The 22,787-nt window shown below is 60.4% G+C and carries 23 protein-coding genes; 7 read left to right on the forward strand and 16 right to left on the reverse strand.

What is annotated here, in order from left to right:
- The 7 genes from ACQY7U_RS07775 to ACQY7U_RS07805 form a co-directional block, all read right to left on the reverse strand.
- Positions 1-834 (reverse strand): ATPase, T2SS/T4P/T4SS family (locus tag ACQY7U_RS07775; RefSeq protein ID WP_428643304.1); only part of this gene is annotated, 834 nt, incomplete at its 3' end.
- 30 nt (positions 835-864) lie between these two features.
- On the reverse strand, positions 865-2,145 hold the full coding sequence (locus ACQY7U_RS07780; RefSeq protein ID WP_428643305.1) for an AAA family ATPase: 1,281 nt from the start codon (positions 2,143-2,145) through the stop codon (positions 865-867).
- A 35-nt stretch (positions 2,146-2,180) separates the two neighbouring features.
- A complete protein-coding gene (locus tag ACQY7U_RS07785; protein ID WP_428643306.1) occupies positions 2,181-2,894 on the reverse strand; it encodes a CpaD family pilus assembly protein in 714 nt (237 codons plus the stop codon).
- Positions 2,895-2,904: 10 nt separating this feature from the next.
- Positions 2,905-4,356 (reverse strand): type II and III secretion system protein family protein, encoded by a 1,452-nt coding sequence (locus ACQY7U_RS07790; RefSeq protein ID WP_428643307.1) that lies wholly within the window; start codon positions 4,354-4,356, stop codon positions 2,905-2,907.
- Complete coding sequence (gene cpaB, locus ACQY7U_RS07795; RefSeq protein ID WP_428643308.1) at positions 4,353-5,108, reverse strand: Flp pilus assembly protein CpaB; 756 nt, start codon at positions 5,106-5,108, stop codon at positions 4,353-4,355. The genes ACQY7U_RS07790 and cpaB overlap by 4 nt, the downstream gene beginning before the upstream one ends.
- Positions 5,109-5,618: 510 nt before the next feature.
- Positions 5,619-6,125, reverse strand: a complete 507-nt coding sequence (locus ACQY7U_RS07800) for an A24 family peptidase (RefSeq protein WP_428643310.1) — start codon at positions 6,123-6,125, stop codon at positions 5,619-5,621.
- A gap of 167 nt (positions 6,126-6,292) precedes the next feature.
- Complete coding sequence (locus ACQY7U_RS07805) at positions 6,293-6,466, reverse strand: Flp family type IVb pilin (protein WP_428643312.1); 174 nt, start codon at positions 6,464-6,466, stop codon at positions 6,293-6,295.
- Positions 6,467-7,058: 592 nt separating this feature from the next.
- Here ACQY7U_RS07805 and ACQY7U_RS07810 point away from each other — a divergent pair.
- The 5 genes from ACQY7U_RS07810 to ACQY7U_RS07830 all read left to right on the forward strand — a co-directional run bounded on the left by ACQY7U_RS07810 (position 7,059) and on the right by ACQY7U_RS07830 (position 11,339).
- Entirely contained in the window at positions 7,059-7,457 is a 399-nt protein-coding gene (locus ACQY7U_RS07810) for a pilus assembly protein N-terminal domain-containing protein (protein WP_428643313.1), read from the forward strand.
- Between the two features lie 31 nt (positions 7,458-7,488).
- A complete protein-coding gene (locus ACQY7U_RS07815; RefSeq protein WP_428643315.1) occupies positions 7,489-8,040 on the forward strand; it encodes a TadE/TadG family type IV pilus assembly protein in 552 nt (183 codons plus the stop codon).
- Positions 8,024-8,632: a TadE/TadG family type IV pilus assembly protein gene (locus tag ACQY7U_RS07820; RefSeq protein ID WP_428643316.1), complete on the forward strand. Its 609-nt coding sequence runs from the start codon at positions 8,024-8,026 to the stop codon at positions 8,630-8,632. Before ACQY7U_RS07815 ends, ACQY7U_RS07820 begins: the two co-directional genes overlap by 17 nt.
- Positions 8,633-8,748: 116 nt before the next feature.
- Entirely contained in the window at positions 8,749-10,161 is a 1,413-nt protein-coding gene (locus ACQY7U_RS07825; protein WP_428643317.1) for a bifunctional enoyl-CoA hydratase/phosphate acetyltransferase, read from the forward strand.
- A 2-nt stretch (positions 10,162-10,163) separates the two neighbouring features.
- On the forward strand, positions 10,164-11,339 hold the full coding sequence (locus tag ACQY7U_RS07830; protein ID WP_428643351.1) for an acetate/propionate family kinase: 1,176 nt from the start codon (positions 10,164-10,166) through the stop codon (positions 11,337-11,339).
- An 11-nt stretch (positions 11,340-11,350) separates the two neighbouring features.
- Here ACQY7U_RS07830 and ACQY7U_RS07835 read toward each other — a convergent pair whose 3' ends face one another.
- Complete coding sequence (locus tag ACQY7U_RS07835) at positions 11,351-12,268, reverse strand: phosphate/phosphite/phosphonate ABC transporter substrate-binding protein (RefSeq protein WP_428643318.1); 918 nt, start codon at positions 12,266-12,268, stop codon at positions 11,351-11,353.
- A 122-nt stretch (positions 12,269-12,390) separates the two neighbouring features.
- Here ACQY7U_RS07835 and ACQY7U_RS07840 point away from each other — a divergent pair, with 122 nt between their 5' ends.
- Complete coding sequence (locus tag ACQY7U_RS07840) at positions 12,391-13,011, forward strand: HAD family hydrolase (protein WP_428643319.1); 621 nt, start codon at positions 12,391-12,393, stop codon at positions 13,009-13,011.
- 12 nt (positions 13,012-13,023) lie between these two features.
- On the opposite strand, the gene ACQY7U_RS07845 is transcribed toward ACQY7U_RS07840, so the two are convergent.
- From ACQY7U_RS07845 to ACQY7U_RS07875, 7 genes are all read right to left on the reverse strand, one after another.
- Complete coding sequence (locus ACQY7U_RS07845) at positions 13,024-14,052, reverse strand: histone deacetylase family protein (RefSeq protein ID WP_428643320.1); 1,029 nt, start codon at positions 14,050-14,052, stop codon at positions 13,024-13,026.
- A 64-nt stretch (positions 14,053-14,116) separates the two neighbouring features.
- A complete protein-coding gene (locus tag ACQY7U_RS07850) occupies positions 14,117-15,115 on the reverse strand; it encodes an aldose epimerase family protein (protein WP_428643322.1) in 999 nt (332 codons plus the stop codon).
- Between the two features lie 31 nt (positions 15,116-15,146).
- Positions 15,147-16,646 carry a phosphomannomutase/phosphoglucomutase gene (locus ACQY7U_RS07855; protein ID WP_428643323.1) on the reverse strand — a complete coding sequence of 500 codons (1,500 nt, stop codon included), beginning with the start codon at positions 16,644-16,646 and terminating at the stop codon, positions 15,147-15,149.
- 77 nt (positions 16,647-16,723) lie between these two features.
- On the reverse strand, positions 16,724-17,227 hold the full coding sequence (locus ACQY7U_RS07860) for a retropepsin-like aspartic protease family protein (RefSeq protein ID WP_428643324.1): 504 nt from the start codon (positions 17,225-17,227) through the stop codon (positions 16,724-16,726).
- A gap of 68 nt (positions 17,228-17,295) precedes the next feature.
- Positions 17,296-18,195 carry a ribokinase gene (locus ACQY7U_RS07865; protein ID WP_428643326.1) on the reverse strand — a complete coding sequence of 300 codons (900 nt, stop codon included), beginning with the start codon at positions 18,193-18,195 and terminating at the stop codon, positions 17,296-17,298.
- 99 nt (positions 18,196-18,294) lie between these two features.
- Positions 18,295-18,924, reverse strand: a complete 630-nt coding sequence (gene upp, locus ACQY7U_RS07870; protein ID WP_428643327.1) for a uracil phosphoribosyltransferase — start codon at positions 18,922-18,924, stop codon at positions 18,295-18,297.
- Between the two features lie 66 nt (positions 18,925-18,990).
- Complete coding sequence (locus ACQY7U_RS07875) at positions 18,991-20,232, reverse strand: DUF1688 family protein (protein ID WP_428643328.1); 1,242 nt, start codon at positions 20,230-20,232, stop codon at positions 18,991-18,993.
- 165 nt (positions 20,233-20,397) lie between these two features.
- Here ACQY7U_RS07875 and ACQY7U_RS07880 point away from each other — a divergent pair, with 165 nt between their 5' ends.
- Complete coding sequence (locus tag ACQY7U_RS07880; RefSeq protein WP_428643329.1) at positions 20,398-21,654, forward strand: MFS transporter; 1,257 nt, start codon at positions 20,398-20,400, stop codon at positions 21,652-21,654.
- Between the two features lie 76 nt (positions 21,655-21,730).
- Here ACQY7U_RS07880 and ACQY7U_RS07885 read toward each other — a convergent pair whose 3' ends face one another.
- Positions 21,731-22,738, reverse strand: a complete 1,008-nt coding sequence (locus ACQY7U_RS07885) for an adenosine deaminase (protein ID WP_428643331.1) — start codon at positions 22,736-22,738, stop codon at positions 21,731-21,733.
- Between the last annotated feature and the right edge of the window lie 49 nt (positions 22,739-22,787).

Consider the following 22,787-nt stretch of genomic DNA (forward strand, 5'->3'; position numbering starts at 1 on the left):
AATGGTCGCCCCTTCCGGGGTGATCGAACCATACTTCACCAGCTGATCGAGGGTCAGCTTGTCGCGCTTGAACTTACGAATTGTCAGTGCGGGCCCATCGATCGCCAGAGGCGGCGCGATGACGTTGACACGGGAACCATCGGGAAGACGCGCGTCACAGATCGGGCTTGAGTCGTCGACCCGGCGGCCGACCTGGCTCACGATCCGCTGGCAGATGTTCATCAGCTGGGAGTTGTCGCGGAACGCGACACCGGTCTGCTCCATCTTGCCTTCCGTCTCGATATAGACGGTATGCGCGCCATTCACCATGATATCGGCGATGTCGTCACGGGCGAGCAGCGGTTCCAGCGGACCATAGCCGAGCACGTCGTTACAGATGTCCTCAAGCAGATCCTCCTGCTCGGAGATCGACATGATGACGTTCTTGAGAGCGATGATGTCATTGACGACGTCGCGAATCTCGTCACGGGCGTCTTCGGCGTCGAGGCGCGCCAGCTGCGACAGATCGATCGCTTCCACCAGCGCGCTGAAGATCTGCGCCTTGGTCTCGTAATATTCGTTGCTTTTCTTGCGCTTGGACGAAGCCGCTGCCGCTGCCGCGGCTGCAACCTCCTCGGGCGTCGGCGCAGCGGGAGCCGGCGCCTTTTGAGGCGCGGGGGCCTGCGCCGGGGCCGGCGCAGGAGCCGCTGCTTCGGGCGCGGCCGGAGCTACGTCCGGTTGCTCCACCTGTCCGGCCGGATCTGCACCCGGCGCGGGCATGTCCTTGAGCCCGACCCCGCCAGCAGGTCTGACGGTATGGGTTCCAGAGGATGAACTGCCACGTCTTCCAAACATAACGAACTTTCTGCTCCGTCAGAGGACCGGTCAGCCGGCCTTGCGTTTCAGTTTCGACAGCAACCCGCTCAGGCCCGGTTTCATGGCCTTGCTGGGCTGCGCCTTGCCGGAAATGGATTGCGCCAGATCGTCGAACATGCGCGTGATCGCATGCTTGGCGTCCAGTTCGCCGATCATCTGCCCGTTGTTCGCTGCTGTTCCGAACAGATGCGGCTCGAACGGGATCGATGCCTGGACTGTCAGACCGAGCGCCCTGGCAAATTCCTCCGGCTTGATTTCCGGTTTCTTCGGAACGCCGACCTTGTTCATGATCAGGTGCGGCGGACGGTCGTTGGGTCGCAATTGCCTGAGCAGATCGACCGCGTTCTTGGCATTGCGCAGGTTCGCAAGGTCAGGCTCGGCCACCAGCACAACCTCGTCCACCGTCAGCAATGTGTTCCGCACCCAGGCATTCCAGGCATGCGGCACGTCCAGAACGACATTCGGCACGCTGGCGCGCATCGTCTCCACCAGGGGTTCGAAAGCCTTTTCGTTATGGTCGTAGGTCCGCTCCAGGGTGGCTGGAGCCGCCAGAAGGCTCAGATGCTCGCTGCATTTCGCCAGAATGCGGTCGAGATAGGTCTCATCAAGACGTTCCGGGGAGGAGACCGCCTCGAAGACGCCCTGCAGAGGATCCTGATTGAAGTCGAGCCCGGCAGTGCCGAACGGCAGATCCAGGTCCGTGACGACAACCTCGCTCTGGAAACTCCTGGAAAGCGCCCAGGCCCCGTTATGCGCGATCGTCGAGGCTCCGCAACCGCCCTTGACGCCAAAGAAGGCAATGGTGCGTCCGAGCGGCTCGGCTTCCGGGTCGTTGTAGAGGTTCCCGATCGATCCGATCAGCTGGAACACGTTGACCGGTGCAATCAGATATTCGCTGACGCCCCGGGAAATCAGGTCCCGGTAAAGCGTAACGTCGTTGACGTCGCCGATAACAATGACCTTCGTGCCCGCATCGCAATATTCGGCCAGATGATCGAGGCTGGAAATCAGGTCCTCGCGCGAGCTCGACGTCTCGACAATGATGAGGTTCGGCGTCGGAGCCTGCTCGAAGGTCTTGATCGCGGCCGGAATCCCGCCCGTTTCAAGCTTGAGATGCGCCTTGGCCATGCGCCGGTCCTCGACCGCCGCTTCCGCCGTGCGCATGGTCTCGTCCTTCAGGCAGAAGGCATGTACCGTGATCCGCGGAATGGATCCGACATTTATCGCTTCTTCGTTGCCCGCGAGCCGAGTGTCCGCCGGCGCGGACATCGGATCCAAAAAGTCGGCCATGTCTTTAAATTCAGGATTAGCGCTCATTCTTTCACCTATTCAGAGACCTTGGCACCGACACCTTCCGTATATTCCGAAGTCGTCGCTTGACCTTTTCTATAGTTGTCGATGACCACGGCCCTTCGGGCCTGATCTACCGGCGTGGAGGCCCGCGGCGTCAGCAGATCGGACGGATTGTCGACCATCGCCGCCAGATTGGCCTGGGTTGCGCAGCCGAAGTTCTCGTAGTCCGTATTCTGGTTGACCTGGCCGCCGATGCTTTTTGGCCAGGAGCCGCAATCTCCCGCGGTCGCCTGCATGCGTGCATAGGACAGGCGGATCGGCGCGTCGGCCGACGGGTTGTTGACCGCATAGGTGCGCGTAGAGATCCGCGACCGGCTGACGCCTCCGCGCTGCAAGGCCTTTCGAATATCTCCGGTGACGGCATGGACCGCGGATTCATTGGCCCCACCCGACGGAACCAGGATTTCCACCGATCCGTTGCCCCGCTGCCGGGCCTCGCCGCCGAAAGCTGCAATCGTGTCTTCGATGGGACCGAAGAGACGGCGGGTGTCACGGCCGATCGGAAGATCCAGGGTTTCCGGTTCTTCGGTCACCACGATCGGATGCCGGTACCTGTAGTCGTTCGACGCCAGCAGTTGACTTTGGCTTTGCGTCTGGCTTTGGCAGCCCGCCATGACCAGGCATCCCAAGAGCACAAGGGCGGATCTGGATGCCGATGCGGTCCGGACCATGTTGTTCGTTCTCATCCGTCCGTCCTCACTTGTAGATATATCCGACCTGGCCATGGTACGTGCCTTCGGCCACATCGCTGCCAGGATTGAAGATCTTGTTCAGCCGGTTCAGGAAAATGGTCTCGGCATCGCTCGGCGGCAGCAGATTCTTGTCGGGCCGCACCAGTTTCGATGCTGCGACCGGACGGACCACATAAGGGGTCACGAACACGGCCAGTTCGGTTTGCTTGCGCAGGAAGTCACGGCTCTTGAACAGGGCCCCCAGTACCGGGATCTGCATCAGGCCGGGAACACCGTCTACTGCCTGCTGGTAGGATTCCCTCAGGAGGCCAGCCATGACCAGCGTTCCGCCGGATGGCAGTTCCACGGTCGATTCCGCCCGCCGCACCTTGAGTGCGGAAATCGCGATATTGGCGTAGGTGACCGCGCCCTCGTTGCTGAGTTCACTCACTTCCGTCTTCACCCGCAGGCTGATCCGGCCACCGGACAGAACCACCGGCGTGAAATCGAGTCCGACACCGAATTTCTTGAACTCGACGCTGACTTCACCATCGCCCTGAGACACGGGAATGGGGAATTCACCACCTGCCAGGAAACTTGCGTTTTCACCCGAAATCGCCGTCAAGGTCGGTTCGGCGAGGGTACGAACGACACCGTCTTTCTGCAGGGCATCGATTTCGGCCTGGATATTGGCAGCCCCCGACACGAACTGCAGACCGACCACCGCCTGGTTGACGACCGAGGGGTTCACCCCGAAGCCCGGCTGGTTCGAGAAGTTAGGGGTAAAGTTCCCCGTTCCGACAGAGCCGCTGAAACGGACACCAAGCTGCTTGATGATCGAGCGCTCGACTTCCGCGACCGTCACTTTCAGTTGCACCTGATCCTTGCCTTCGACCGTGATCAGGTTGATCACTTCCTTGGCATCGCCCGAGCCTTGAAACTTGGCGGCGATATCAGCGGCCTGTTGCGCTTCGATGGTGCTTTTGGCGGTCCCGCTGAGGATGACGTTGCCGTTGACCGATTCCGCCGAAATATTCGTGCCGGGGATGAGCTTGTGGATGATCCGTGTCAGGTCGGAGGTATCCTTTTCGACCCTGAGGTCGAAGCTCGCAAGCTCGCGCCCGCTCCGGCTGAAGAGAACCAGCCGCGATTGTCCGGGCGTATTGCCGAGGACGAAGATCCGGCGCGGCGTTCTGAGGACGGCATCGGCGATTTCAGGATTGGAAACGAGAACGTCCGCAGCGTCTTCGGCCAGATTGATGACCACCGATCGTCCGATACCCACATTGAGGATCCGGTCGGACGCCCGTTCTCCGGCCGCGACATGCACCTGGCTTGGAAAGTTTCCCCCTGCCAGAGACGGTGTCATCGTCCCGGCCAGTGCTGCGCCGGCAATTGCGGCAGCGGCTATAAACATTCGAAGATGGCTGTTCATGGCGCCCCTCGCGCTGGATATCTTGTCTTTCAACAGTGTCATCTCGTACCTGTCATGCTGCTAACGCCGTATTTCACGTAACTCACGCCACGCCGCCGCCCCTTTTCCTCTTCCGCATCATCCGCGGAATCCTGGGCGCTGCGCAGGGCGAGGGAAATCGTGCCGATCTGTTGCGACTGCGCGACGATTTCCGATTGTTCCAGTGTCAGTTCGAGCGTTGCAGTCCGCTTCGGTGAAAGGTTCTTCTTTTCCTGTTCACCCGCGGTCGTGCTGTCGATTGCAAGAACCCGAACGTTTTCCAGAATGGCCTCGCTGTGAGCTCCGGACTTGGACTTGCGGGTCAGGATGAGGTCGACCTTGTCGCCCGGCAAAATGAAGCCGCCTGCGGAGGTTTCGGCCTCGACGCTCACGGCAATCGCCCGCATCCCCTTCGGCAGGATCGCGGCCATGAAGCCCTTGTCTGTGTTGATCAGCCGTTCCGGACGGATCGGCTCGCCCGCAAAAATGGGAGCCCGCGTGATTCGGCCGGCAAGGTCGGCAGGTGCGTCCGGTGACGCCTTCCGGGTCAGGACACCGACGGGAACTGCGTCTTCCGGCCAGGGCATCCAGCTCAGATTGCTCTTGGAGAGCTTTCCTCCCAGGGGAATATCCGATCCCGCAACCAGGATCTGAGCCTTGCTCTGCTTGACGGCAGGCGCTTGTTCAGCCTTCTGCACCGGTTTGGAGCCACTGGACACCATAACCATACGGAACGCCAGCAAGCCTGCTGCCACTGCGACCGCCAATACAATCATTCGTGCGAATTTCATGACCAAAACCCAATAATCCAAAGCGCAGGAGCGCTACTTTCACGTAGAATGAGGGGCAATTGGTCAAAACATGGTTAATCAGCGGTAGATGTTTTTCGTTAATTTCGGTTAACTTTACTGAAAGCTCTCTTAATTTCGTTACAATTTGCGAAAAATAGCCATTCCTCACGGGAATCCAGGTGAATATTCTTTCAGATCAACAATTGCCATGAGTTGATAAGTCAGAAAAAAGCAATCTAACGTTAGTGCTCCCGGCAGAAAGAACGGAACCGATTTCTGCAATTTCCTAACGGCAATTCGGGAAATGCCGCAGAGTCCGGCTCAGCTCGATTCGCGGTCTCCGGATGGCGGCACGGGACATCCGCTGCTCCCCCGTCGAAAGGCACGGGAACCGGTGCGCAGACGACACGCCGGCCGAACCCGACTTCCGGTCCAAGCCGTTTTTTTTGCGAACCTGAAGGGAAATCGTTGACCCCGGCCAACGAGGCACCACAGCTAGCCGATAACTTTGAAAAAGTCCGTCGATGCGAAAATCTGCAATCCGGCGATCGCTATGGCGATGCCATAGGGAATGCCGCTCTTCCTGTCGTGAAGCCTGGCAAGCCAGTCCTGCCGCGCCAGCATGTTCGGCAAGACGACGAACTGCCTGACGGAAACCAGTGCGAGTGTCAGAACCAGCCCGTATACGGAGACCAGAAACACAAACTCGAGCAGTTCCGGTGTGAAACCGATCCAAAGCGCGATGGCACTGATGAATTTGACGTCTCCGCCGCCCATCCAGCCGGCGGCGAAAAAGGCAAAACACACCGGAAAGACGACAAGCAGTCCCAACGCATGAACGCCCCAACCGGAAAGGGGCAGGCCGACACCGAGGGCCACGAGGGCAAAACCGGCGATCAGCAGCAGCGAAACCCTGTTCTGGATCGTCATCGTGAGCAGATCCGATGCGCCGCCGAATGCGACAAGCATGGGAAAGATCACCAGAATCGCAGCCTCTGTCATCGAATTACCAATTTTCGTCCATCGATGGCCCGATAGTATCCGGCAAGGGTTAACGTTTCTGCGAAACACCCTGAACCCGTGCGAGCCGACCGGACATATAAAAAAACGGGCAGCAAGCTGCCCGTTTTCACCAGGGTTACCCCTGAAACAAGTTACGTGCGCAGCTATTAGCCGGCAGCGCTCAGGGTGCTCTCGATCGAGTTGAACACACCGGTCAGCGCCGTACCGGTCAGCTTCAGTGCGCCCATGATAACGATGGAAAGCAGGGCAGCAATCAGGCCGTATTCGATAGCAGTTGCGCCGGATTCGTCTTTTACAAAACGGGTGATAAGAGATTTCATGTGTTTGCTCCAAGTACCACTGAATTGACAGCTTCAGGTCCGCCGGATCTTTTGTCGGTCCGATCGGACATGAGCTGAACCTAGGCCAGAGAGCTTTCCAAGCAGTTAAATTTACCATCAAACATCTAAGAATTGCTGGTAAATATCACTATAGTTAATGATCGGTATAGATAAAAATGAATTAATACAATATCAGAACCTTAATAATAAATAGAAATTGCCAAGAAAAACTATAGACCGAAAATCAAATATTTTTATATTACATCGGAAATTTTACCACCGACTCCAATTATGTTTTGTTAATGTTCAGATCATGTCGAAAATATACTTTTTTCATTCGAACAAAGGGAAAGCGGCTTTTTTTGGCATCAACTTCTCGCCCGTCATCGAATACCGGGATGTCCTTTTGAACGACCTAAAGTCACAAGCAACCGGCATTTACCCTTCTTGCGGCATCGCGTTAGCAGATCGTTCACCACGTTTGAGTCATGTTATCGCAGGACTGGATTCATATGGAGTACCCATAGGCATGTTTAGGAACCTAATGAAATGTACGGGCGTGCTTGTGTTCGCACTTCAAGCATGCACCGCCATGGCCCAGGACGGCCCCGTCATGGTCACGGTCGATCGTGCCAAGGTTTTTCGTATTGAAGATGGTGCGGCCGCAGTGATCGTCGGCAATCCCTTCATTGCGGACGTTGCCATGTTCGATGCGAATACCGTTGTCGTCACCGGCAAGAGCTACGGCACCACCAATCTTGTCATTCTGGACGAAAACAACAAACCGATCGTGGATGAAGTGATCACCGTTCGCGGCTCCGAGGACGACGTGGTTTCGGTCTACCGCAAATCCGCCCGGGCGACCTTGTCCTGCAATCCGACTTGCGAGCCGACACTCCGGCTGGGTGATGAGACCGGCAAATTCAAGGAAGCGGCGGAGCAGGCAACGGCCCGCAACTCCCTGGCAATCGAAGCCGCAAGCGGAAAGTGATTGATCCGGACATGTTGCGGAGCGAGTACGTATGCGCTTAAGAAGTTGGCAATTCCGGAAACCCGGGAGCAAAAGACTGCGCTCCCTGCTGAAGGATAGAAGCGGGGTCACGGCCATCGAGTTTTCGATGATTGCGATCCCCTTCTTTATACTGGCCTTCGGCATCATCGAAGTTGGCCTCGCCCATTTCGCGAACCGCATGGTCGATAACGCGGTCATCAGTGCCTCCCGCCTGATCCGAACCGGGCAGGCCAAGGACGGCACGCTCACGTCGGACGACTTCCGAACGCAGATCTGCAACTTCATGCCGGACTTCCTGTGCAACAAGGACCGGATTACCGTGGAGGTCCAGTCGGTCGGAACCTTCGCCGAGGCGGGCTCGACCAAGGACCTTTACGACAAGGACGGCAAAATCCGCGAAGACCTGAAGTTTGCGACCGGCGGCGCCGGTGACATTGTCGTCGTGAACGTCATCTACAAGTGGCCGATGATCACTGCCGTCCTGAATCTCGACAAGGGCGATCGCGGCAAAGAGCGCCACCTCACGTCAACGATGGTGTTTCGAAATGAACCCTGGGAATAAGCTTCAAAGCCGGACCGCGGCTGCAAAACGCGGGCGAGGCCTGCTGCGTTCGCTCTGGACTGACAGGCGCGCCGTTTCGGCAACCGAGTTTGCCATGATCCTGCCGTTCATGCTTGTCCTGCTGATCGGCATGGAAGAAGTCACCGGAGCCCTGAACCAGGACCGGAAGATCAGCCGCATCTCGAACTCGATCACCGATCTGATCGCCCAGGCTCAGACCATCGACACGAACGACATGGACGCGATTTTCGATCTCGGAGGCAAAATTCTTGCGCCCTACCCGGACGACAATCTGAAAGTCCTTCTGGCCAGCGTCACCTTCGATGAAGACGGCAAACCCACCGTCGACTGGAGTTATGACAGCAAGCACGGCAAGCCCTGGGCGAAAGGCTCCAAGCCGCCGGTAACCCTGCCGGACACCGTCGCGATTCCCAATTCCTCGATCGTCGTCGGCCAGGCAAGCCTGACTTACGTTCCCACGTTCGCCGGCATCTTCACCGAGTATTTCGACCGGGCTTCATCGATCGACCTGAGTGACACTTATTACCTGCGCCCGCGTCTGACGGATACGGTCACCTGCGACGACTGCTGACCGTCCCGCCCCGGCCTACACACTCTTTCGTATTTTTTGCGTCGTGATTTCGCGATACCCTGCTCGTGCTATGCTGCGTTGCAGCAAGCAAAATTCAGCACGGGATTGAGGAATCGATGGCGACCAACAGGACCTATGAGCAGATAAAAATCGGCGATACGGCGGAAATCGTGCGCGAGTGCTCGTCCAACGATCTTCTTGTCTTTGCCCATGCTTCCGGCAATCACAATCCCATCCACCTGCCCGACACGGACTGGACAGGGGACGGCCTGATCGACAAGCCGGTCGCTCCCGCCATGTGGGTCGGCGGCCTGGCATCGGCAGTGCTCGGCAACATTCTTCCCGGACCCGGCACCACCTACAAGTCCCAGACCTTCCGCTTCATCACCGGGGCCGCGGTCGGCGACAAACTCCACGTCAAGGTGACCGCCCGGGAAAAGAAGCCGGAGAATATCGTTGTCTTCGACATGTCGGTGACCCGGGGCGATGGCGTCCTCCTTGTCGAAGGGGTTGCTGAAGTCGCCGCCCCCACCGAGACGATCGAATTCGACGCCAGCAACCTGCCTGCCGTCCTGGTGCAGCGGCACCGGCACTTCAACCGGATGATCGAGCTGGCCAAGACCCTGCCTCCGCTTCCCACTGCGGTTGTCGCCCCCGACGACCCCAGTTCTCTCGACGGTGCCCTGATGGCGGCACGGGAAGGCCTGATCATTCCCATACTGGTTGGCGCGCGGGACCGCATAGAAGCAGCAGCAAGCGAACTCGGCGAAGATCTCGGCGCCTTCGAACTGATCGACATTGAAGACGAGAGCGACGCCGCGGGACGAGCGGTCGCTTTGGTGCATGAAGGGCGGGTTCAGGCGATCATGAAGGGTCATCTTCACACGGATCATCTCCTTCATCACGTGGTCAAGCGCGATGGCGGCCTCAGGACCCGGCGCCGGATCAGCCACGTGTTCGTCATGGACATTCCGGGGCGCAAGACACCGGTGCTGATTTCCGACGCCGCCATCAACATTTCGCCCGACCTCAACACCAAGGTGGACATCACCCAGAATGCCATCGACGCGGCGCTGTCGCTCGGCCTGGAAACGCCCAGGGTCGGAATTCTTTCGGCAATCGAAACCGTCAACCCCGCGATCCCGTCGAGCCTCGATGCGGCGGTCCTGTCGAAGATGGCCGAAAGAGGCCAGATCAAGGGCGCTATCGTTGACGGTCCGCTTGCCATGGACAACGCCATCGACATTCAGGCAGCCCGTACCAAGGGCATCACGTCCCTGGTCGCAGGCCATGCGGAAGTGCTGATCGTTCCCAATCTCGAATCCGGCAACATGCTCGCCAAGGAACTGACCTTCATCGCCCACGCCGAGGCCGCAGGCCTCGTGATCGGCGCCAAGGTTCCCGTCATGCTGACCAGCCGGGCGGACGACAGCCGGGCACGCCTGGCCTCCTGTGCCCTCGCCCTGCTTTATACCCACTGGCAAAAGACCGGCGCCCCGGCCGGTATCCTCGACCGGAACGGGGAATGAGCATGCCTGCTCTCGTCCTTGTGCTGAACTCCGGATCTTCCTCGATCAAATTCACGCTTTACAGCGGCGCCGAAGTCCGACTCGACGGTCAGATTTCCGGGCTGGGTGCGAAGCCGCACATCACATTGCGCTCCAACAATCCGGACCTGAAGGCGGACCGGCCGCTGACAAGCAACGAAGGCGCATCCCATGGCACCGCTCTGGCTGCGCTGCTACCGGTTCTGGACCAGGTACTGGGTGGCGGAAAAGTCGATGCGGTCGGGCACCGGGTGGTTCACGGCGGCATCGCCTACAGCGCGCCCGTGCAAATTACCGAAGAGATATTCGCCGACCTGAAGGCGCTCGAACCGCTTGCTCCCCTGCACCAGCCGCACAATCTGGCGGGTATCGAGGCGGCTCGCACCGCTTTTCCGGAAGCCTTGCAGGTTGCCTGTTTCGACACGGCCTTTCACCGATCGCATCCCTGGGTCAACGACACCTTCGCCCTGCCCCGCCAGTTTTATGACGAGGGCGTGCGCCGCTACGGCTTCCACGGCCTTTCCTACGAATATATCTGCAGTTATCTGGAGACAGCTTATCCCGGTCTCCATTCGGGCAGGCTCATCGTGGCCCATCTGGGCAACGGCGCGTCCATGTGCGCGATCCGGGAAGGAAAGAGCGTCGGCTCGACCATGGGCTTTACCGCCCTGGACGGCCTGCCGATGGGAACGCGCTGCGGACAGCTGGACCCCGGCGTCCTGCTCTATCTTCTCAGTGCGAAGGGCATGTCGGTGGAGGACGTCACGGACCTTCTCTACAAGCAGTCGGGATTGAAGGGCCTGTCCGGCATCAGCCAGGACATGCGCACCCTGACGCAAAGCACCGATCCGCGCGCGGCCGAGGCCATAGACTATTTCGTCTTCCGCATCCACCGCGAGATCGGTGCCATGGCCGCCATCCTCGGCGGGCTGGACGCGGTGGTTTTCACAGGCGGTATCGGCGAAAACTCTGTTCTCGTACGCGACAGGGTCTGCGCGGACCAGGACTGGCTCGGACTTGAACTCGACCCGCAGGAAAACCGGGCGGGCGCGGAAGACCTGTCGGCGGACACCTCGCGGGTCAGGATCCTGCGCGTTCCGACCGATGAAGAGGAAATGATCCGGCGCCATACACAGGCACTGCTTCGGAAACTCTCCTGACGCCGCAATTGCTACTGCGCGGCGGGATCGAGAAGCGCCGAATAAGCGGTGTCATAGGTGATCAGCACCGGCCGGTAATCCGCATGGACGACAGGCTCGAACCCGCCGGGCAGATCCGGCTCGATGGCAAGATAGGCATCCGGGGCCTCCCGGCGCATGTCCATGAGGCCCGCCCGCACCCGCCGCTTCAGCGCATCGGGGAGATCCTTGCGCAAGGTATGCGCGGAATAGGGAATGGGCGGCGATCGCCAGACGATTTCCAGGTTCTTGAAGCCCGGCGCTCCGGAGACGTAGTATTCGTTCAGCGTTCCGGCGGTGTAGCCGTTCTTGGCTTCGCCGGCGAGCGTCGACCAGCCGAGAGCAGCCTGAACCCTGCCGTCGAGAACGGCGCGCAGCCCGTCCAGCGGGTCCTGCACTTCCACCAATGTACTGAAATAGCTGCGTGCATTGACACCGTCGGCAGCCAGGTTGGCGAGCGGCACCCGGTAGCCTGCCACGGACTGCGTGCCCCCGACAGCAACCCGCGTGCCTTTCAGGTCTTCCAGGGCAACACTGCCGTCTTCGCCACGCCTGGCCACAAGGACAGCATGAAATCTCGCAGGAAAATCATCCGGTCCCGCGGTGACGAGCGGTTCGACGCAGTCACAAAGCCGGTAGGCCGCCGCGTATGCGGATGGAGACAGCCGGACGTAATCGATCCGCCCGCCTGCGATTGCTTCGACCGCATCGGCCATCGTGTCCATCAGGAACAGATCCACCGGCAGGTCCGCGATTTCTTCAAGCGCCAGCCGGAACGGCTCAACCCGCTCACGCGTCTCATCGTCGGCGGCCACGATCACGCCGAGACGCAGCCGGTCGGGCATGTCGCCGCTGTCCTGCGCACCGGCGGCCAGCGGCACAACGGCTAGAAAAAAGGTAAGTAACGTCAATCTGACCAAGCTGCCGGCCTTCGCCACAAATCCGACATAACCTTCTGATGAAACTTGCAAAATCTTATCTCGCCCACAAACACATTTTCTAATTACATCCGCCGGAACAGCTGGACAATCCAATGAACGATCCTATCACGACCGTCGTCTTCGATATAGGCAATGTCCTAATAGAATGGAATCCTGAATATCTTTACCGCCGCCTCATCCCCGATGACGCCGAACGCAGGCATTTTCTTGAAACGGTCTGTACGGCGGAATGGAATCTCGAGCAGGATCTCGGGCGCCCCTGGGCGGAAGCCGTCGCGGAATTGTCCGGCCGCCATCCGGACAAGGCCAACCTGATCGCGGCCTATTCGGATAACTGGCACGACATGGTCCCGGGAGAGATCACCGGAACGCCGGCCATTCTGGCGGAACTGAAGGACAACGGCATTCCGCTTTATGCCGTCACGAATTTCTCGACGGAGAAGTTTGCCGAGGCCCAGGATCGATTTCCATTCCTGAAGACCAGCTTCCTCGACATCGTTGTTTCCGGAGAGGAGAGACTGGCGAAACCCGACCGGCGCATCTACGACGTCCTGTTTCAACGCAATGGCCTGGAGGCCGGAACCTGTTTCTTCATCGACGACTCGGAACAGAACATCCAGGCCGCACGCGGTACCGGGATGACGGCCCATCATTTCAACGATGCAAGATCCTTGCGCAAGGATCTTGTGGACCTCGGCTTGCTGGCGGCCTGAACAGACGCAGGCCTACCCTTCGAAACCTTCCAGGACGTTGACGCAATTCGTCCCAAGCGCATCGACCGCATACCCGCCTTCCATGACGAACAGGGTCGGCACGCCGACCCTGGCAAGGCGCTGGCCAAGGCGCAGGAAGTCCTCGCTCTTGAACTTGAAGCCCGAGATCGGATCGTTTTCATAGCAGTCCATGCCGAGCGAGACGACGAGGGCGTCGGGCTTGTAGACAAGCAGCCAGCGGCAGGCTTCTTCCAGCGCCGGCGTGTAGCCCTCCCAGTCGGTTCCGAGCGGCAGGGGCCAGTTCCGCGTAAAGCCGGTTCCCGCCAGCTCGCCCGTTTCGTCCGCGTATCCCAGGAAATAGGGATATTCGGATTTCGGATCGGCATGAATGGACAGGAACAGGATGTCCGGTCGGTCGTAGAACAGCGCCTGGGTTCCGTTGCCGTGGTGATAATCCACATCCAGGATAGCAACCCGGTTCAGCCCGTAGTCACGCAGGTATTGCGCGGCGACGGCCGCATTGTTGAAGAAGCAATAGCCGCCGAAAAAGTCGAAACCGGCATGATGCCCCGGCGGCCTGCACAGGGCGAAACTGGACTGCTCGCCCTCCAGAAGCAGCTTGGCCGCGGTCAGCGCGGTGTCGGCGGATGCCCGCGCGGCCTGAAACGTATGCTGCCCGAGCGGCGTGCCCGCATCCATGGAATAGCGTCCCAACAGGCCATCGATATGTTCGATATGCGTATCCTGCCGGAGGCTGCGGATAGGCCAGACGAACGGAAAGGCCTCCTTCGACCTGCCCGCGGAAGTCCACCTTTCCCAGAAGGTTTCAAGGAAACTCACGTAGTCGGACGAATGCACCCTGTGGATCGGGCGGATCGTAAATTCCTCTGGCGGAACGATTTCACCGACTTTGCGGTCTCTTACGGTCCTGAGCACAATTTCGGCCCGGCTCGGGATCTCGACCGCCGGTTTCAGTTCCCCATCCGAAATTTCCTGCGCCGGTGCGTGCGCGAGCTGGGTTTCTGAAAAAACCGTCTTCAAGAGTTCTCCCCTGGTCCCGTTACCGTTTCATACCAACGATCATTTTCAGCCACTGTAGACCATTTTACGAAAAACGGTATTCCGTCACATGACTATATGTTTCTCCGGGCTGCAAGAGAACCGGGGGGAAATCGTTGCGATTGACGCCGTCCGGCCAGCGCTGCGCTTCCAGGCACAGGCCGGCATGTGGCCCGTAGATCCTGCCATCCAGTCCCGGTACGGAAATATCCAGTCCGGCGGCATCGTAAAGCTGCAGGCCCGGCTCCGTCGTCCAGACTTCCATCCGTCTTTCTCCGGCCCCGTCTTCCACCGCTGCGGCGAATTCGACCACGTCGCGCGGTTCAGCCGAAAGACAGAAATTATGGTCGAACACCACGCCCTCCTCTCCCGCCTTCCTGCGCAGCTTGCGGCCGTTCTGGAAATCGTAGGGCGTCCAGGCGACCTGACGGATTTCGCCGACCGGGATCAGGCGATCGTCCACCGGCAGATAGCTTTCCGCAGCAATCTCCACCGTGTGGTCCAGGACGTCGCGGCTGCCGTCGAGATTGAAGTAGCTGTGCTGCGTCAGGTTGACGGGCGTCACCTTGTCCGTGGTCGCCGTCATCTTGATCCTCAGCGCCCCCGCCCCGGTCAGCGTATAACGAACCAGCGCCTCCACGCGGCCCGGATAGCCCATGTCGCCGTCTTCCGAGACGAGCTTCAGAAGCACGCTGGCCTTGTCATGCTGCTCGATGGTCCAGATCCGGTTGGAATACCCGGCGGAACCGCCATGCAGATGAGTTTCTCCGGCTTCGTTCCTGTCGAGTTGGTAGGCGGTGCCGTTTATGGTCATTAGTCCACCCGCGATGCGGTTTGCACAGCGCCCGGCAACCGCTCCGAAATAGACGGGGTGGTCCAGGTAGTCCTTGAGGTTCTCGAACCCCAGGACCACGGTTTGGCCGTCCACCTTCAGATCTCTGATGATCGCTCCATAAGTCAGGACAGCAGCTTCCAACGCCCCCTTTTTAAGGGTGACTTCCTGAACCTGAGTGCCGTCGGGAAGAACGCCAAATTCCCTGATCATTCCTGTCTCCGTAAAAAAGGAGTAACCAGCCTCAAAGGGTCTGATTGTACTCGCCGACTTCCGGGTTCTCGCGCAGAACGCCATCGACCGCCTTGAACATTGCGTGCAGCCGCTCCTCGGAGACCGGGCTTTCCACCACCACGACCAGCTCCGGCTTGTTGGAGGAGGCACGCACCAGCCCCCAGGTACCGTCTTCGCTGACGATCCGCACGCCGTTGACCGTGATCAGGTCGGTGATGGCCTGGCCGGCGACCGTTTCACCCTTCGCCTTCATGTCCTGAAAGCGGGCCACGACACGGTCGACCACATCATATTTGATCTCGTCGGCGCATTTCGGCGACATGGTCGGCGAGCCCCAGGTCTTCGGCAGATCGCGGCGTAGATCCGCCATGGTCTTGTCCGGATTGCGGTCGAGCATGTCGAGGATCGCGATGGCGGACACGAGACCGTCGTCATAGCCACGCCCGATGGGCTTGTTGAAGAAATAGTGGCCGGACTTCTCGAAGCCGACGATGGCGTTGAGATCGGTAACCCGGCGCTTGATGTAGGAATGGCCGGTCTTGAAATAATCGGTTTTCGCGCCGTTCGCCTTGAGCACAGGATCGGTGTTGAAAAGGCCTGTCGATTTCACGTCGACCACGAACTGGCTGCCCGGATGAAGGGCGGAAATGTCCCGCGCCAGCATGACGCCGACCTTGTCGGCGAAGATCTCCTCGCCCTCGTTGTCGACCACGCCGCAGCGGTCACCGTCGCCGTCAAAGCCGAGGCCGACGTCCGCGCCCACTTCCAGAACCTTGTCCCGGAGCGCATGCAGCATCTTCATGTCTTCGGGGTTCGGATTGTAGCGCGGGAAGGTGTGATCGAGCTCCGTGTCGAGCGGAATGACTTCGGCGCCGAGGGCTTCCAGGATCTTGGGCGCGAAGGCTCCCGCCGTGCCGTTGCCGCAGGCCGCGACCACCTTGACCGGGCGTTTCAGCTTCGGCCGGTTCGTCAGGTCCTTGAAATAGATCTCCGGGAACCCGTCGACGAAGCGGTAGCTGCCACCACCCTTCAGATCGAAAGCCGCATCCAGGACGATGTCCTTCAATCGGCCCATCTCGTCCGGACCGAATGTCAGCGGCCGGTCTATGCCCATCTTAACCCCGGTCCAGCCATTGTCGTTGTGAGAGGCCGTGATCATGGCGACCGCCGGAACGTCGAGCGCGAACTGGGCAAAATAGGCCATAGGCGAGAGCGCCAGGCCAATGTCGTGAACATTGATGCCGGTGGCCAGCAAGCCGTTGACGACTGCCATCTTGATGGTGGCGGAATAGCTGCGAAAATCGTGCCCGACGACAATATCCGGACGCACACCTCGCTCGTGGATGAGCGTGCCGATGCCCATGCCGAGCGCCTGCATTCCCATCAGGTTGATTTCCTTCTCGAACAGCCAGCGGGCGTCGTATTCCCGGAAGCCCGTCGGTTTCACCATGGGCAGGGTTTCATACTCTAATGTATTGGGAGTCAGGCTCGGCAACGGTTTCGGAAACATTCAAACCTCGTACTCGAAGAGGCGGGCCTGCGGGGACGCAGGTCCGGGCAATGCCTTTCGGAAGGACAGGCGATTAATTACTGAACCAGTACAAGGGTGCCGTCGGAGATGTCAAACCGTTCCAGACGGTTGAGGGCGGACATTCCGAGCAAAGGCGTTGCAAGGCTCTGGTCTTTCAGCACGAGGGCCTCCAGATCCCGCAGCCGGATGTCTCCGATCCGCAGACTGTCGATCACCGCGCGGGCGGCATAGACCGTGCCGTTGGCCGTACTGACCGAATACTTGTAGTCGGAGTTCTTCAGGAAGATGCCGATGTCCTCGGCAACCGCTTCGGGCAGTGCGACCACCGTCGCTCCCGTGTCGACCAACATGTCGATCGCGCGGCCGTTCAGAAAGGTTCCGGCCACGAAGTGCCCCTGCCGGTCCCGGGGTATCCGGTGTGTGCGCCGTCCGCTCTCGCTGTCGGAGTTGCTCGCTTCCACCTGCGCACTGTTAGCCGTTTCCAGCCTGGACTGGACCAGGATGGGGACCAGGGGCGCAACCGCTGCGAAAACCAGAAAGATAACAACGAACCGTAGCATGCCGGACCTTCGGGAAACGGTGATCCCTATCGCCTATCACGGTTTCCTTAGCGGCGGGTAAAGCCGATTCAGACGATTTGATCTGCCAGTCTGGCAATTTCCGCCTTGTCCGGCGCGCTGGATTGAGCTCCGGTCACGGTGCAGGCCAGCGCCCCGGCTGCCATCCCTTCCTTCAGCGCGCGATCAAAGGGCCGACCGAGATCAAGGGCGGCCGCCAGGGCGCCGCAAAACGCATCGCCCGCCCCGGTGGTATCAACCGCCGTGACTTGCGGGGCGGCAAAGCGGAACAGACCTTCGCCCTTCGCGGCAACAATACCGCGGCTTCCCAACGTGACGATCACGGCCCGGCCGGAAGCAGCTCCGTCTCGCGCGAAATTGTCCGGTTCGCCCGGCATGCCTAATTTTCCGGCAATATAGGCCGCTTCCCCCTCGTTGACGACCAGCGTATTCGTCCGATCCAGACAATCCATGAGGTCATCCTGCGGCACGGGCGCCGGGTTCCAGAAAACCGAAGCGCCTGTCTGCCCGGCAATCCCCATCGCCTTGCGGATTTCCCGAAGCGGAGCTTCGCCCTGCAGCATAAGGGTGCTGCCGGACGTCACACGCCCCTCAAGCCAGTCCGCTTCGACGCGGATATTGGCGCCGCTTGCGACGATGATCTGGTTTTCCCCTTTCGGATCGATGCCGATCAGGGCGAGACCGGTCGCCCCATCCAGGACCCTCACACCTTGCAGATCAACGCCCGCGGCGCGCAGGTTGGCCAGCGCCAGTTCCGCGAAGGCATCCCGGCCAACCGCGCCGGTCAAGGACACTTCTGCACCGGCCCGCCGCGCGGCAAGCGCCTGATTGGCGCCCTTGCCGCCCGGAAATGTCTGGTGATCCGGCCCGCTGACGGTCTCCCCCGCCTTTGGCAGGCGAGGCAGGGCGACGACCATGTCCAGATTGATTGAGCCGAATACGAAGATCATGCAGTCATCCCGTTTGGACCGAGGTTAAAGGCTCTGCCCGCTTCCGCAAGAAAAAAGCGCGGACAAAGCCGCGCTTTCGTTCCGGATTTTCCTGCCGGCTTATTTCGTACCGTACATCCGGTCGCCTGCATCGCCGAGACCGGGAACGATATAACCCTTTTCGTTGAGCTTTTCGTCGATGGCCGCCGTGAAGATCGGCACGTCGGGATGCATCTCGTTGAACTTGGCAACGCCTTCGGGGGCCGCCAGCAGGCAGAGGAAACGGATGTTGTTGGCACCGCGTTCCTTCAGCTTCTGGACGGCGGCAATCGCCGAATTGGCCGTTGCCAGCATCGGATCGACGACAATCACCAGACGCTCGTTCAGGTCTTCCGGCGCCTTGAAGTAGTATTCGACCGGCTGAAGGGTCTTCGGATCGCGGTAGAGGCCGACATGGGCGACGCGCGCGGAGGGCACCAGTTCCAGCATGCCTTCCAGAAGGCCGTTGCCGGCCCGGAGCACGGAAGCGAACACCAGCTTCTTGCCGGCAAGCATCGGCGCCTGCATCTCGGCAAGCGGCGTTTCGATGGTCTGGCGGACGAGCGGCAGGTCGCGGGTCACTTCGTAGCACAGCAGCGTGGAGATCTCGCGCAGCAGGCGACGGAACCCCTGCGTGGACGTTGCCTTGTCGCGCATGATGCTCAATTTGTGCTGGACCAGCGGATGGCTGATGACATTGGCTCCGGACATAACTGCCTCTCTTTTAAATGGGTCCGCCTGTTTCGGACCGGTCTCATAATTTTCCATGTTCGGGACCTATGCCCCGAACGGCAACCAAAAAACAGACCCCGGGTTGAGAATTTTCCCGAGTTTTTCCGCCTCACCGGTCTCCCGGCTCAGGAAGTCGCTCCCTGTCCGGCTTGTGCCGCCTTCCAGGATGCAGGTGAGCGGCAGTTGTTCCGCAGGGACATTCAATTCCGCGCGCAGCAGGCCTGCCAGCCGGTCGGTGAGCGCGGACGCGGCTGCCCGCACCTCGATCATCCGCTCCAGTGCGGCCTCGGCAGAAAGGCCGGAGCCGTCGGAGGTCAGTTTCAGGACACCCTTGCTCAGGAACAGCGCGGCATGGCGGTCGTCGGCGGGCGCCGACAGATCCTCCAGCCCGCTGACCTCCAGCCCCGCCCAGGCAAAGGGTTCGACGAGCGCATAGACCATCTCCTGCGCGGCCAGATGAAACGGAACCGTCTGCTCCAGTTCGCTTCCCGGCAGGCCCTTGTGCCTGAAACTGTCGCCAAGCAGGATGTCGCCTGCCTGCGCGCCGCCTTCCCAGACAGGCGCGAGGGCCTCAAGGAGACGGTCGAGAACGGTCCCGGCTTCCACCGCGCCCCCGCAATCCTTTGCAAGGCCCGTTGCGAGCAGGCCCGGGCGGGTCTCGTCGCCGTCCGCAAAGAGGTCCGGCCGCAGGGCCAACGCTTCGCCGAAGCGCTTCAGCTGGCGCTGCATGGCATCCAGCAGGTCCGCATCCGCCTCCCGGTCCCACTGCAGACCGGAGGCGAGCTCTTCGAGCTCAAGCCGGATCAGGGTTTCGGCGTCGACCCGATAGGGATCCGACATTTGGGAAGAAAACGATCCGGAAGCGAACATGTGAAACGCAGCCAGCGCCGAGGCCTGCCGGCCTGAAACCCTGGTTGCCGTCATCGGGTCTTCGAAAATCCACCCTTCGGGGCGCATGGTCTTCAGCATGGTGCCGAGAACGGCAAGATCGGCTGTGGCGGCCAGCATCTCCTCCGCGCTCTCGAAACCGCGCGCGCCCGCAAGTGCCCCCCAGCGGTCGATACCACCGGCCTCGAAATCGCGCCACACGCCATAGGGCGGTATCTGAAGATCCGGATAGTTTTCCATCGTGGTCTCGAGAACGCTAACCAGCACATCGGCCAATCCTTCCGGATCGACCTCGACGTGCGCCAGCTTGCCCTGCTCCGCCAGGGCAAGCAGCGTCTGTGCCCTTTCACGGATAACCTGCGGCGTGAACAGGGCCAGGGTTGTTTCTGAAGAGGTCATGAAAAGGTCCGGATAAAGATCAGAGACTGGCTGGAGCGACCCTTGCGGTCACAGCCGGTGAACGTCCGCGTAGACATCCACCATAGTTTTGTCAAACTCGATCGGCATTGGCCACTGCGGGAATAAAAAAATCCCGTCCCGACACCCTATCCATCCGGATTTTACATGTCATCCGTCGTTTCGATTGCCGCTCTTCTCGCCGGATCCGGCCTGCTTCTGCTTGCAGGCGGTCTGCACGGTCTCCTGCTGCCGCTGGCCGGTCTTGCCCAAGGGTTTTCCGACGCCTCCCTCGGCCTGCTCGGCGCGGGCTGGGCGCTAGGCTACATGAGCGGCTGCCTGGGCGTCCCCGTCATCGTGAAGCGGGTAGGCCATGTGCGCACCTTCGGCGCCCTCGCCTCGCTGGCCGCGATAACCGTCCTCCTCAATCTTCTCTTCAGGGACGCGGCCGTCTGGATCGTCCTGAGAGCTGTCACCGGCTTCTGTTTTTCCGGCGCTGCCATGATCGTGGAAAGCTGGCTCAACGAACGTTCGACCAGTCAAACCCGGGGCCGCATTTTCGGTCTTTACACCATGATCAATCTGGGTGCGACAACGGCGGGGCAATTGCTGCTCACCGTCGGCGACCCGACCGGTTATGTCTTTTTCGTACTCGGTTCGATCATCTATTCGCTGTCCCTGTTGCCGACGGCCCTTTCGACCGCGGCCTCGCCCCAGCCCCTGACCCAGGCAAGGCTCGATCCGAAGAAACTCTGGAAGAATTCGCCGATTGCTGTCGTCGCCGTCTTCATGGTCGGCGTGTCGAACGGTTCCTTCGGAACGCTCGGCGCCGTCTACGGGCGTCGCATCGGTCTCGAAGTGCCGGATATCGCCATCATGATGAGCCTTGCGCTACTGGCCGGCGCACTCATTCAGATCCCGGTCGGCATGCTCTCCGACCGCCTCGACCGGCGCCTCGTGCTCGTGGGGCTCGCCGTGACTGCCATGACTTTCGGCTCCACCCTGTCCTTTTTCGGCGGAACGAGCCCGACCTTAACCATCGCGCTGATCACAGGTTTCGGCGGCGTCATCTATTCCATGTATCCGGTGATCGTCGCCCATGCGAGCGATCATGCGGAGCCGGGCGACTTCCTCCGGATCAGCGGCGGTCTTCTGCTGATCTTCGGCACGGGAACGATGGTCGGGCCGCTGCTGGCATCGGGGCTGATGACCTACACCTATCCGGGCGCCCTCTTCCAGGTCACGGCTGCCGCCCATCTTTCCATGATGCTCTTCGCGCTCCTGCGCATGCGCCAGAGGGCGCCTGTCGCGGCTTCGGAGAAATCCGACTTCGTCCTCGCCGTCTCAACCGCCCAGATCACGACCCCTGAAACCGTCAGCCTCGACCCGCGCTCGGAAACGGATGAAACGGGCGGAGATATCTAGGGAGACCTTTCCCGTCATTCCGGCTCTGCGCAGCTTTTGCTGCACCTGTCCGGAATGACACGAAGCGGAAGTGCCCTCACTCCCCCACCCTGTCCTCAACGGCGCTGTCCAGGCGAACCAACAACCGGTTCCGGGTCGCCTCGTCGCAGAAGGCGGCCTCGATGGCCGTACGGGTGATCGTCATCTGGTCTTCGAAGGACCAGCCGAATGTCTTGGCAACCGAAGAATATTCCTTGCCGAGCGTAGTGCCGAAGAACGGCGGGTCGTCGGAATTGAGCGTGATCTTCACCCCCTCCTTGCGCAGAAGGTTCACCGGGTGAAAGCGCAGGTGGGTGTAGACGCCCAGGGAAACATTCGAACCCGGGCAGACTTCCAGCACAATGTCCTCGTCCGCAAGACGCTTGACCAGGTCCTTGTCCTCGATCGCCCTGACCCCGTGGCCCAACCGCTTGACCCGCAGGAAATCCAGCGCGGCTATGATGCTGTCCGGACCGCCGAATTCGCCCGCATGGGCGGTGGTCCCAAGCCCCGCTTCGCAGGCCATGCGGAACGCCTTGGAGAAATTCGCCGGATGACCGGAGCGTTCGTCGCCCGCCAGCCCGAAGCCGGTGACCAGCGGATGCGGATTGCCGATCACTTCCTTGACCACGCGCTCGACGGAGGCGGTGCCGAAGTGCCGGACACCGATGGCGATCATGCGGCCTTCGATGGCGGTCTCATCCTTCGCCCGCTCGATCCCGGCGGCCAGCCCTTCCACGTAGGAGCGGTAGGACAGGCCTGCCGCCTGGGCATGATCGGGTGAAATGAAGACCTCTCCGTAGATCGCCCCTTCCGCGGCCAGCATGCGGAAATAGGTCTCGGAGAGCAGTGCATAGTCGGCGGGCGTCTTGAAGACGCCGCTGGCAACGTCATAGGCTTTCAGGAACGTTGTGAAGTCCGACCAGACATATTTGCCGTTACCGTTCAGAACGCTCGAAACATCCATGCCGTGCTGGTTTGCCAGTCTCTTCACCAGGTTCGGCGGAGCGGCGCCCTCGATATGACAGTGCAATTCTGCCTTCGGTACCGTGACGGGAGCATTCATGTCGGACGGGTCCTCAAACGTGGCGGGCGGTCGGATGCATGGCCCGGCC

Origin of the sequence: Roseibium sp. (assembly GCF_050301095.1) — a bacterium.
GTDB lineage: Bacteria > Pseudomonadota > Alphaproteobacteria > Rhizobiales > Stappiaceae > Roseibium.